This is a genomic window from Mesorhizobium sp. B3-1-8 (genome assembly GCF_006439495.1).
Taxonomy (GTDB): domain Bacteria; phylum Pseudomonadota; class Alphaproteobacteria; order Rhizobiales; family Rhizobiaceae; genus Mesorhizobium.
In genome coordinates this window covers 156,387-168,793 of the sequence record NZ_VFTK01000003.1, presented here as the reverse complement: position 1 = coordinate 168,793, position 12,407 = coordinate 156,387, and the positions used below count along the sequence as shown (strand labels likewise).

Sequence of the window (12,407 nt, the reverse complement as noted above, 5' to 3'; positions counted from 1 at the left end):
AAGGCTGCCCTGGCAACCGCACCTTGTTGGAGCATGACCTTCGCCCGAAAACCGGTTCCCACTTGTCGGGGTCATGCTCTCGGGGTCAGGATTGTTGGCGAGGATGCCGGCCGGAGAGCCATCTCTCCGGCCTGCCCGATGCTTATTCCGCCGCCACGCTCATGCGCATGCGTTCCATCTCGATCAATGCGCGGCGATATTCCACCGGCATGATTTTTCGGAATTTCGGCCGGAAGTTCTGCCAGTCGTCGAGGATCTCGCGACCGCGCACCGAACCGGTGAAATGCACGTGGTTCGAGATCAGCTGGTAGAGCCGTTCCTCATCATGGCTGGTCATATCGCCGGAGACGTCGACGCGGCCCTTGTGGTCGAGGTCGCCGCCATGATGGAGCAGTTTCTCCATCAGGTCGTCCTCTTCGGGGACCGGCTCCAGCTCGACCATCGCCATGTTGCAGCGTTCGGCGAAATCGCCCTTCTCGTCCAGCACATAGGCGACGCCGCCCGACATGCCAGCGGCGAAGTTGCGGCCAGTCTTGCCGAGCACGACGACGATGCCGCCGGTCATGTATTCGCAGCCATGGTCGCCGACGCCTTCGACGACGGCCGCCACGCCCGAATTGCGTACCGCGAAGCGCTCGCCGGCGACACCGGCGAAATAGGCCTCGCCTTCGGTGGCGCCATAAAGCACCGTGTTGCCGACGATGATCGAGTCCGCCGCGACGATCTTGGCTTCTTCCGGCGGGCGGATGACGATGCGGCCACCCGACAGGCCCTTGCCGACATAATCGTTGCCGGCGCCGACGAGCTCGAACGAGACGCCGCGCGCCAGGAACGCGCCGAAGGACTGACCGGCGGTGCCGGTGAGCTTCACATGGATCGTGTCTTCACGCAGGCCCTTATGCTTGAAACGCTTGGCGACCTCGCCCGACAGCATCGCGCCGGCCGAACGATCGACATTGCGGATCGGCAGCTCGATGGTAACGGGCTGCTTGGCGTCCAGCGCCGGCTTGGCCAACTCGATCAGCTTGCGGTCGAGGACGTCGTCGATCGGATGCTTCTGCCGCTCGGTCCAGTGCAGCGCCTCATGCGGGGCGTCCGGCTTGAAGAACATCTTCGAGAAGTCGAGCCCGCGCGCCTTCCAGTGCTGGATGACGTCGCGCTTTTCCAGAAGGTCGGTGTCGCCGATGATCTGGTCGAGATGGGTGTAGCCCATTTCGGCAAGCAGCGCCCGCACCTCTTCCGCCACGTAGAAGAAGAAGTTGATGACGTGCTCAGGCGTGCCCTTGAAGCGCTTGCGCAGCACCGGGTCCTGCGTCGCCACCCCGACCGGGCAGGTGTTGAGGTGGCACTTGCGCATCATGATGCAGCCGGCGGCGATCAGCGGCGCGGTCGAGAAGCCGAACTCGTCGGCGCCGAGCAGCGCGCCGATGATGACGTCGCGACCGGTGCGCAACCCGCCATCGACCTGCAGCGCGACGCGCGAACGCAGGCCGTTGAGCACCAGCGTCTGGTGCGTCTCGGCAAGGCCCATTTCCCACGGGCTGCCGGCATGCTTGAGCGAGGTCAACGGCGAAGCGCCGGTGCCGCCATCATAGCCGGAGATGGTGATGTGATCGGCGCGCGCCTTGGCGACGCCCGCCGCAACCGTGCCGACGCCGACCTCCGACACCAGCTTGACCGACACATCGGCTGCCGGATTGACGTTCTTCAGATCGTAGATCAGCTGCGCCAGATCCTCGATCGAATAGATGTCGTGATGCGGCGGCGGCGAGATCAGGCCGACGCCGGGCGTTGAGTGCCTGACCTTGGCGATGGTCGCGTCGACCTTGTGCCCTGGCAGTTGGCCGCCCTCGCCGGGCTTGGCGCCCTGCGCGACCTTGATCTGCATGACGTCGGAATTGACCAGATATTCCGCCGTGACGCCGAACCGTCCGGACGCGACCTGCTTGATCGCCGAACGTTCCGGGTTCTTGCCGCCGCCGGGCAGCGGCAGATAGCGGTCGGCCTCTTCGCCGCCCTCGCCGGTGTTCGACTTGCCGCCGATGGCGTTCATGGCCCGCGCCAGCGTGGTGTGCGCCTCGCGCGAAATCGAGCCGAACGACATCGCCCCGGTCGAGAAGCGCTTGACGATCTCGGCCGCCGGCATGACGTCCTCGATCGCGACCTTCTTGCGGCCGGTCTCTTCCGCTGTTCTGAGCTTGAACAGGCCGCGAATGGTCTGGGCGCGCGCGGTTGCGCTGTCGATCTGCGCCGAATAGTCTTTGAACGTGCCCCAGGAGCCTTGCCGCACGGCGTGCTGCAAGGTGGCGACCGCATCGGGCGACCACATATGCGCCTCGCCGCGCATGCGGAACATGTATTCGCCGCCGACCTCTAGGTTGTTGCGCAGCACCGGATCGCTGCCGAAGCCATCGCTGTGGCGGCTGAGCGTCTCGGTGGCGATCTCGTCCAGGCCGACGCCTTCGATCAGCGTCGCGGTGCCGGTGAAATACTTCTCGACGAAATCCGACTTCAGCCCGATGGCGTCGAAGATCTGCGCACCGCAATAGGACTGGTAGGTCGAGATGCCCATCTTGGACATCACCTTGAGGATGCCCTTGCCGATCGACTTGATGTAGCGCGAGACCACCTCGTACTCGTCGACCTCTTCCGGCAGCTCGCCGCGCTTGTGCATGTCGAGCAGCGTGTCGAAGGCAAGATACGGGTTGATCGCCTCGGCGCCGTAACCGGCCAGGCAGCAGAAGTGATGCACTTCGCGCGGCTCGCCGGATTCCACAACCAGCCCGACCGAGGTGCGCAGGCCCTTGCGGATCAGGTGATGGTGCACGGCCGCCGTCGCCAGCAGCGACGGAATGGCGATGCGGTCCGGCCCGACCTGGCGGTCGGACAGGATGATGATGTTGTAGCCGCCGGCGACCGCCGCCTCGGCCCGTTCGCAGAGCCGGTCGATGGCGCCCTGCATGCCGGCAGCGCCCTCGTTCGAGCCGTAGGTGATGTCGATCGTCTTGGTATCGAAACGGTCTTCGGTGTGGCCGATGGAACGGATCTTCTCCAGATCACCATTGGTCAGGATCGGCTGTCGCACTTCGAGCCGCTTGCGGCGCGACGTGCCGACCAGGTCGAAGATGTTCGGCCGCGGGCCGATGAACGACACCAGGCTCATCACCAACTCCTCGCGGATCGGGTCGATCGGCGGGTTGGTGACCTGGGCGAAGTTCTGCTTGAAATAGGTGTAGAGCAGCTTCGACTTGTCCGACATCGCCGAAATCGGCGTGTCGGTGCCCATCGAACCCACCGCTTCCTGGCCGGTGGTGGCCATCGGCGCCATCAGAAGCTTGGTGTCTTCCTGCGTGTAGCCGAAGGACTGCTGGCGATCGAGCAGGCTGACATCCTTGCGCAGCGCGCGCGGTTCGACCGGCTTCAGGTCTTCGAGAATGAGCTGCGTGTTGGCGAGCCAGGTCTTGTAGGGGTGCTTGGTCGCGATCTCCGACTTGATCTCCTCATCGGAGACGATGCGGCCCTTGGCGAGATCGATGAGCAGCATGCGGCCCGGCTGCAGCCGCCACTTCTGCACGATCTTTTCCTCCGGCACCGGCAGCACGCCGGCCTCCGACGCCATGATGACGCGGTCGTCATCGGTGACGATGTAGCGCGCCGGACGCAGGCCGTTGCGGTCGAGCGTGGCTCCGATCTGGCGGCCGTCGGTGAAGACCACCGCCGCCGGTCCGTCCCACGGCTCCATGAGCGCCGCGTGGTACTCGTAGAAAGCCTTGCGGTCTGTGTCCATGAGCTTGTTGCCGGCCCAGGCTTCCGGGATCAGCATCATCATGGCGTGGCTGAGCGAATAGCCGCCTTGGAACAGGAATTCGAGCGCGTTGTCGAAGCACGCCGTGTCCGACTGGCCGTCATAGGAGATCGGCCACAACTTCGAGATGTTGTTGCCGAACAGTTCGGAATCGACCGAGGCCTGACGCGCCGCCATCCAGTTGTTGTTGCCGCGCACTGTGTTGATCTCGCCATTATGCGCGACCATGCGGTAGGGATGCGCCAGCTTCCACGACGGGAACGTGTTGGTCGAGAAACGCTGATGGACGAGGATCAGCGCGGTTTCGAAGCGCGGATCGGTGAGATCCTTGTAATAGGCGCCGACCTGGTAGGCCAGGAACATGCCCTTGTAGACGATGGTACGCGCCGACAGCGACACGCAATAGGCGCCGATGTCCTTGTTGTCGTTCTCGGCATAGATGCGGCCCGAAATCACCTTGCGCAGCAGATAGAGCCTGGCCTCATACTCCTCGTCGTCGGTAATGTCGGACGTGCGGCCGATGAACACCTGCCGATGGAACGGCTCGGATGCCACGATATCGGGCGCCTTCGACAGCGACGAATTGTCGACCGGGACGTCACGGAAGCCGATGAGCGGCAGCCCTTCCGACTGCGCCGATTCGGCGATGACTTCTTCGATATGGGCGCGCAGTGCCGCGTCCTGGGGCATGAACCAATGGCCGACGCCGTATTGGCCGGCCGGCGGCAGTTCGACGCCCTTGGCGGCCATTTCATCGCGGAAGAAGCTGTCCGGAATCTGCACCAGCACGCCGGCGCCGTCGCCGACCAGCGGATCGGCACCGACGGCGCCGCGATGGGTGAGGTTTTCCAGCATCGCCAGACCGTCCTCGACGATCTGGTGCGACTTCAACCCCTTCATATTGGCGATGAAGCCGACGCCGCAGGCGTCATGCTCGTTGCGCGGATCGTAAAGGCCCTGCGCGGCCACGCCGTTGGCAGTTCGCAGCTCTTTGGTCAGGACGGTATTTTTAACGGCTGCCGCTTTCGTCTGCGCGGCCTGGCCGTTGATCGCAGATGGCGTCAGTTCCGTCATCGTCCTATCCTCCGTTCTCCACCTTGGCCCCGACTGTCTCGGGGCGCTGGTTTGCCTTGGGAAGCATGATGCTTCCCCTTCATCCTGCGGCACGTCTCGCGAAATCAATCGAACCAAACGGCTATACGCCCGGTTCGCATCCGGTATCGTACAGGCCAGAGCCGGGCCGTCTACCCGCCGCTCGCGACAATGGCCGGAATGGCAGCGATCATACGCCAGTCCAGCCTGTTTTGTGCGACAAAATAAGACAGCACTACTGTCCTAAATTTTTTATGCCAGAAATCAGACAGCCGCACAAGACCGATTCACAAAAAACTTGGGCGTGCCGCGACACAAAATTTCGTGACAAGCGCAGGAAACGCAAGCTTTGGTCCGGGTCCTTTGGCCTCGATTTGCTGGCTTCACCGCTTTGCCGGCGATTGGCCCTTGCGCTTCGAGCGCCGAAGCGGTCAAGTCCCGCCGCTTTTGCCAATCACGATATGGACCTTTCGATGTTCTTTGCATCCGACAACTGGGCCGGCGTCCACCCCGACATTTCGGCCAACCTGTCGCGCCATGCCGCCGGCACCGCTGTCGCTTATGGCGACGGCGACCTGGACCGCGCCGTCTATCGTCGCTTCAGCGAGATCTTCGAGCGTGAGGTTCAGGTCTTCTTCGCCGCGACCGGCACCGCGGCCAACGCGCTTTCGATGGCTGCGTTGAACCGAATAGGCGGCGTCGCGCTCTGCCATTCCGAGGCGCACATGAATGTCGACGAGTTCGGCGCGATGGGTTTCTACACCGGCGGCGCGCGCATGGCGCCGGTGCCGGGACTGCTGGGACGCATGAACCCGGAGGCTCTCGACCGCGCGATAAGGCGCTATTCGCAGGATCTGGCGCCCGCCGGTCAGCCGATGGCGGTCACCGTGACCCAGGCGACCGAGGTCGGCACGGTCTACAGCGTCGACGACGTCAAGGCGATCGCCGAGGTCAGCCGCCGCCACAAGCTGCCGCTGCACATGGACGGCGCGCGCTTCGCCAATGCGATTGCCGCGACGGGCGTCAGCCCGGCCGAGATGACCTGGAAGAGCGGCGTCGACCTCATCTCCTTCGGCGCCACCAAGAACGGCTGCTGGATGGCCGATGCGGTGGTGATCCTCAATCCGGATGTCGGCAAGGACCTGCGCCTGCTGCGCCAGCGCGCCGGACAGACCTTCTCCAAGGCGCGCTTCATCTCGGCCCAGTTCGAAACCTATTTCACCGATGATTTGTGGCTGCGGATGGCCGCACACGCCAACCAGATGGCCGCGCATTTGGCCGAGACGATCGAGGACGCGCCGGCCGGCAGGCTCGCCTGGCTGCCGCAGGCCAACGAAGTGTTCGCCATCCTCAACCGCGAGACCGCCGACAAGCTGCAGGCGGCCGGCGCCAAATTCTACGAATGGGGCGTTCCGCAGGGTTTCGATGGCCACCTCGGCGACAATGAAGCGATCTACCGCTTCGTCGCCAGCTTCGCCACCACGACGGCAGAGATCGACCGTCTCGGCCAACTGCTGGCTTGAGCTTGTAATAGTCGAGGGCAAGCTGATGACCAGACCGCCTCTCGGCTCGACGATGCGGCTGATCCGTCCGGCGCCGAACGTGCTCGGCTTCTACGATGGCCGTGTCGATGGCGTACGCATCTGGTCCGACGAGTCGAATTGGCTCGACGACGGCGCTTACACGCTCGGCATCTGCACCTATGCGATCGTCGATGAATCGCAGGCGCTCGTCTACGACACGCACATATCCCTGCCCCATGCCCGCTTCATCCGGAAAACCCTCGAAGAGCTGGGCGTGACCTCGATACGCGTCGTTCTCAGCCATTGGCATGACGACCATATCGCCGGCAACGAGGTGTTCCAGGACTGCGAGATCATCGCCAACACCCTGACTGCCTCGGCACTCGAACGCGGCCGCGCCGAGATCGAAAGGGGCAACCCGCCGATCAAGCCGCTCGTTATGCCCAATAGGACGTTCGACAACAGCCTCAGCCTGACGGTGGGAGCGATCCCGATCGAACTGCGCCAGGTCGAAATCCACAGCCATGACGGCACGGTGCTGCTGATGCCCCAAGCTGGCCTGCTGCTTGCGGGCGATACGCTGGAAGATTCCGTCACCTATGTCTCGGAACCGGAGCGTCTGGCGGAACACTTGATCGACCTCGAGCGCATGTCTGGCTGGCGGTTCGATCGAATCCTGCCCAACCACGGTTCCTTCGAGGCAATCGAAGCCGGCGGCTATGACAGAAGCTTTATCGCGGCGACCGAGGCCTATGTCCGAAAGCTGCTTGCCTGCCGGCAAGACCCCGACCTGGCGAAGCAGGATTTGAGGACCTTCGGCGCCGACATTTTTGCGACAACGGCGGTTGAGTATTTTGCGCCTTATGAACCCGTTCACCGGCAGAACGTGGAGGCCGTTATCGCGGCGAAGCGCCGGTAATGTGCGCTAGGCGAGGAAGGGCCGCAGCAACAGCTCGACGCCGAGCAGGACCAGAAAGATCAGGAACCACCGACGGAAAGTCGCTGGGCTGATTTTCTGGCGCAGCACCTGCCCCAGCCACATGCCGAGCAAGGCCGGCAGCACGGCGAGCGAGGACATCGCCAGATGCCCGGCCTCGAAGGCGCCATGCGAGGCAAGGCCTAGCGCCAGGGCGATCGTCGACACCGTGAAGGAGAGGCCGAGCGCCTGGATGAGATCATCGCGGCTCAAGCCCAGCGCCTGGATGTAGGGGACGGCAGGCACGACGAAGACGCCGGTGCCGCCCGTGACCAGGCCGGTGAGGAAACCCACAAACGGCGACGACCAGCGTTCGGCGCGTGCCGGCACCGTCGGCTGCCGCGCGAGCAGGCTGTAGGCGGCATAGACGATCAATGCCGCGCCGAGGCCGGCGGTCGTCCATTTGACGTTGTCGCTGGCGAGCAGCCGCGAACCGGCGATGGTGCCGATCAGGATGCCCGCCATCATCAGCCACAGCCGGCGCAGGATCGCGGAAAAACTCGGGCCGGCGAAAAGCTGCCAGACATTGGTGACGAAGGAAGGCACGATGAGCAGCGATGCCGCGGTCACCGGCGGCATGATGGTGCCCAGCAATCCCATCGCCAGCGTCGGCAGGCCCATGCCGGTCACGCCCTTGACGATCCCGGCCAAAAGGAAAGTGATTGCGACGGTGAGCGTCAGCAGCAGGGAAAAATCGGACATCGCCCTTCATGATCCGCCGCTGCATGCTTCAAAAGAGCCAGAAAGGCTCGTTGCGGGTGGCACAAAAAAGCGGCGCCTCTCGGCGCCGCTTCCGTCTCGGGAGGGAGACGTCGTCTGCGATGGAGCCCCGCGGATTACGCGGCGGCCTTGGCCTCGATCTGTTTGGCCTTGTCCGAAGACTGGGTAATCGCGATCTTGCGCGGCTTCAGCTCCTCGGGAATGTTACGCTTGAGGTCGACGAAGAGCAGGCCGTTCTTCAGCGTGGCGCCTTCGACTTCGACGTGATCGGCCAGCTGGAAGCGGCGCTCGAAGGAGCGGGAGGCGATGCCGCGATAGAGCAGTTCCGAACCCTCGCCGTTGTTCTCTTCCTTGCGCTCGCCCTTGACGGTCAGCACGTTGCGGTGCGCCTCGATCGAGATCTCGTCTTCGGAGAAGCCGGCAACGGCCATCGAGATGCGATAGGCGTTCTCGCCGGTGCGCTCGATATTATAGGGCGGGTAGGTCTGCGCGGTCTCGGGCTGGCCGAGCGAGTCGAGCATGGTGAACAGCCGGTCGAAGCCGACAGTCGAACGATAAAGCGGGGAAAAATCAACGTGACGCATAGGTGTTCTCCTTTGAGCAACATGGTTTGCGTGTGACCGGTGCGAAACCCTCGAAAGGCGTTCCGTATGGGCCAGCGGCCCCGACATCGGCGGCCACAACCTTCATTTGGGAAGCTCAAAAAGCCATTTCAAGGTTTTCTTCGCGGTCGCAATGCGGCCACGTTCATGAACGGTGGATGAACCACCGCTTCGGCATCCGTTCAGTCATGCAGCGCTAGGCTTGGTCACGTTCGAGCAATTCCAGGAGAAGTGTGAAGCGGTTTTCCGTCCGGAATTGCGTCAAGACAGAGAGACAAGCGGCGCCTCTTTCCCTGCGCCGCGACGAGGCCGAACCGGGTGCAACGTCCCTTCCTCCCGGATCGACAGAGGCCGGAAGTGCGCCGCAGGCACTTCCGGCCTTCCCCCTGCGCTGGCAGCCGCGTAAATCCTCGCAACGCCTTTGCTTTTGCCGCCTGGCCGTCTATCACCATGCCGACGCCTTCCGGGCAAAAGAGCAACCATCGACGCGCCGAATGACGGATCTTTTCCATCGCACAGAAGACAACCCCGCGCCGCAGAATGCCGCAGGCGGCTTCTTCATCACGCGAGACGGCAAGAAGATCCGCTACGGCGTCTTTGCCGCTGTCAGCCGCCCGCTGCAGGGCACGGTGGTTCTGCTGACCGGGCGCAACGAATGCATCGAGAAATATTTCGAGACCATTCGCGATCTCGCCGATCGCGGCTTCAGCGTCGCTGTCCTCGACTGGCGCGGCCAGGGCGATTCCAGCCGCCTGCTGCGCGACCGCCAGCGCGGCTATGTCCGCAGCTTTCGCGACTATACGCGCGACCTCGAGCAATTCTTCGAGGAGATCGTGTTGCCTGACTGCCGCGGCCCCTATTACATCCTCGCCCACTCCACGGGCGCGGTGATTGCGCTGCTGGCCTCGCCATCGATGGTCAACCGCGTGCGCCGCATGGTGCTGCTGACGCCCTTCCTCGCGGTGCCCGACCTGCCGGTTTCGATAAGCACGGTGCGGCGCGTCTGCGCGGTCTTCTGCGCGCTGGGTCTCGGCTGGCTCTATGCCGCGCTCGGTCCGCGGCCGAAAGTGCCGCCGCCTTTCGAAATGAACAAGGTGACCTCGGATCCCGGGCGCTACCGACGCAATGTCGGGATCTACGAGGCCTGGCCGCAGCTCGCGCTCGGCGGCCCGACGATCCGCTGGCTGAAGGCCGCCGCTGCCGCCGCGGAAGCCGTCAGCGATCCGGATTTCATGGCCAGGGTGAAGGTGCCGATGCTGATCGTCGCCGCCGGCGCCGATCGGGTGGTCTCGACCAGGGCGGTGGAAGCCTATGCCAGGAAACTGCGCGTCGGCTCGCTGTTGATGATCGATGGCGCCGAGCACGAAATCCTGCAGGAGAAGGACATCTACCGCGAGCAACTCCTGGCCGCCTTCGACGCCTTCATTCCGGGCACCGGCGACGCTCCCTGAGCGCGATCGAAATCCTGCGGCGACCAGCCCTTGCCGCTTGGCGCATCAGCCGCGCAGCGCCGCCATCGCCGCAGCGTGAAGCTCGGGCGTCGCCGCTGCCAATACGTCGCCGCCCTTTTCCGCCGGTCCGCCTTCGAAAGTGGTGATGACGCCGCCGGCCTTCTCAATGATCGGGATCAGCGCCACAATGTCGTAGGGCTTCAGGCCCGGGTCGGCGACGATGTCGACGCTGCCCGCGGCCAGCATGGCGAAGGCGTAGCAGTCGGTGCCGTAGCGGGCGAGTTGCACCTTTGTCTCGAACTGGTCGTAACGCTTGCGCGCATCGCCCTTGAACAGGGCCGGCGTGGTCGTGAACAGCGTCGCTTGCGCAAGGTCGGTCGTCTTGCGGGTCGCGAGCCTGCGCGGGCCGCCCGGTCCCTCGTAGTGCGAGCCGGAAGCGTTGGCGTAGAACAGCTCGCCGGTGAAAGGTTGCGACATCATGCCCGCGATCGCGTCGCCGTCGACGGTGAACCCGACCAGCGTTCCCCACACCGGGACGCCGGAAATGAAGGCGCGGGTGCCGTCGATCGGGTCGATCACCCAGACATGCCGGCTGGTGAGGTTCTGGCTGCCATGTTCCTCGCCGAGAATGCCGTGCTCGGGATATTCGGCGGAAATCAGCGCCCGGATCGCACGCTCCGCCTCGCGATCGGCCTCCGTCACCGGATCGAAGCTTCCCGCAAGCTTGTTGGTGACCACCCCCTGGCTGCGGAAGCGCGGCAAGGTTTCGGCGGCGGCGGCATGCGCGATGCGCCGCATGAAATCGGTGCTGATATCCAAGTCGCTCTCCCCATCGCGGCCTTTGCCAGCCACTCTTTCTCACGGAACAGGCGCGCTGAAGACCGGCCAGATGCCCGTTTTCTGTTGCCCGAATGTCACATCTGAGCCGCCGAAGCGGAATTTCCACATCATATTGAATTAAAAAAGCCTGCTGTCGATTGACATTTGTGCGGCGCACAATAATTTTGTTATCGGACAGGGTTTCCTGTCCATGCCCTCCTTGGGCGTTTCCTCCCTAGACTTCGACCGTGTCGTGAAAACGATGCGGTCTTTTTTTCGAGCAATTCCAGGAAAAGTGTGAAGCGGTTTTCCGTCCGGAATTGCGTTTATAAGAACTCGGCGCGCCGACCGCGCCGTCATTCCGCCGCGAGCGGCAAATCGACGAAATGATGGTCGGGCATCGACATCAAATCGGCCGAGAAGCGGGTCAGGTTGCAGGCCAAAGCGTCGAAGCCGGCCGATTTCTGGAATGTCCGCTCGTCCATGTAAAGCCCGCGATTGACCTCGATCTGCAGCGCATGCAGATGCCTTGCCGGCCTGCCATAATGCTCGGTGATGAAGCCTCCGGCATAGGGCTTGTTGTGCGCGACCGTGTAGCCCATGCCGACAAGCAGGCTGATGGCCATCTCGGTGAGCGCCGGCGATGCCGAAATGCCGAACCGGTCGCCGATGATGAAGTCCGGCCGCACACCATTGTCGCCGACGCGGATTGAGGCCGGCATCGAATGGCAATCGATCAGAACGGCATAGCCGAACCTGGCATGTGTCCTGGTCAGGAGCCGCTTAAGCGTCTCGTGATAGGGCTTGTACACCGCTTCGACGCGTCCCACCGCCTCGGCCAGCGGCAGCCGGCCGGGATAGATATCGAGCCCCTCGCCGACCAGTTTCGGCACCGTGCCGAGCCCGCCGGCGACACGCGCCGAGCGGATGTTGCAGAAGGACGGCACTGGCTCCGCGAACATGCGCGGATCGAGTTCCCAGGGCTCGCGGTTGACGTCGAGATAGGCACGCGGAAAATTGGCGGCCAGCAACGGCGCGCCGAGCGCCACGGCGCCGCCGAAGAGCTCCTCGACATAGCAGTCCTCCGACCGGCGAATGGCGTTGCGGTCGAGCCGCGCCATGGCCAGGAAGCGCTCCGGATAGTGGCGGCCGCTATGCGGTGAGTTGAACAGGAAAGGCACGCGCTGTTCGGCGCCCGATCGGATTTCGAAGGGTGGAACGACCGAAAAATCCTCGGCTGCCGTCTTCAATTTGTACGAACCAGGAAACAGCACTGCATCATGGCATGAAATTGCCATCTTGCGTCCGGCATGTCCAGCATTTCAGGCGGTGAAACCGCGCCTCGAGCCGGATGTCGGATGCCCTTCATTCACTTGATGTTTACCGGCGCGACCGCATATACAGGATGGTTAACGGTCT

The 12,407-nt window shown here is 63.6% G+C and carries 8 protein-coding genes; 3 read left to right on the top strand and 5 right to left on the bottom strand.

What is annotated here, in order from left to right:
* Positions 1-142: 142 nt before the first annotated feature.
* Entirely contained in the window at positions 143-4,879 is a 4,737-nt protein-coding gene (gene gltB, locus FJ424_RS04240) for a glutamate synthase large subunit (RefSeq protein ID WP_140651495.1), read from the bottom strand.
* Positions 4,880-5,370: 491 nt separating this feature from the next.
* Between gltB and FJ424_RS04235 the strand changes: the two genes are divergently transcribed.
* Positions 5,371-6,420, top strand: coding sequence for a low specificity L-threonine aldolase (locus tag FJ424_RS04235; RefSeq protein WP_140651493.1), 1,050 nt, complete (start codon positions 5,371-5,373; stop codon positions 6,418-6,420).
* Positions 6,421-6,445: 25 nt separating this feature from the next.
* The gene (locus FJ424_RS04230; RefSeq protein ID WP_140651492.1) at positions 6,446-7,339 is read left to right on the top strand and encodes an MBL fold metallo-hydrolase; all 894 of its coding nucleotides are present in this window, start codon (positions 6,446-6,448) and stop codon (positions 7,337-7,339) included.
* Positions 7,340-7,345: 6 nt separating this feature from the next.
* On the opposite strand, the gene FJ424_RS04225 is transcribed toward FJ424_RS04230, so the two are convergent.
* Complete coding sequence (locus tag FJ424_RS04225; RefSeq protein WP_140651490.1) at positions 7,346-8,098, bottom strand: sulfite exporter TauE/SafE family protein; 753 nt, start codon at positions 8,096-8,098, stop codon at positions 7,346-7,348.
* 134 nt (positions 8,099-8,232) lie between these two features.
* The gene (locus FJ424_RS04220; protein ID WP_140642283.1) at positions 8,233-8,700 is read right to left on the bottom strand and encodes an Hsp20 family protein; all 468 of its coding nucleotides are present in this window, start codon (positions 8,698-8,700) and stop codon (positions 8,233-8,235) included.
* A gap of 512 nt (positions 8,701-9,212) precedes the next feature.
* Here FJ424_RS04220 and FJ424_RS04215 point away from each other — a divergent pair.
* Positions 9,213-10,169: an alpha/beta hydrolase gene (locus FJ424_RS04215; protein WP_140651488.1), complete on the top strand. Its 957-nt coding sequence runs from the start codon at positions 9,213-9,215 to the stop codon at positions 10,167-10,169.
* 45 nt (positions 10,170-10,214) lie between these two features.
* Here the strand turns inward: FJ424_RS04215 and hisN are convergent, their stop codons facing one another.
* On the bottom strand, positions 10,215-10,988 hold the full coding sequence (hisN, locus tag FJ424_RS04210) for a histidinol-phosphatase (RefSeq protein WP_140651486.1): 774 nt from the start codon (positions 10,986-10,988) through the stop codon (positions 10,215-10,217).
* Between the two features lie 356 nt (positions 10,989-11,344).
* Complete coding sequence (locus FJ424_RS04205; protein ID WP_140651484.1) at positions 11,345-12,286, bottom strand: N-formylglutamate amidohydrolase; 942 nt, start codon at positions 12,284-12,286, stop codon at positions 11,345-11,347.
* Between the last annotated feature and the right edge of the window lie 121 nt (positions 12,287-12,407).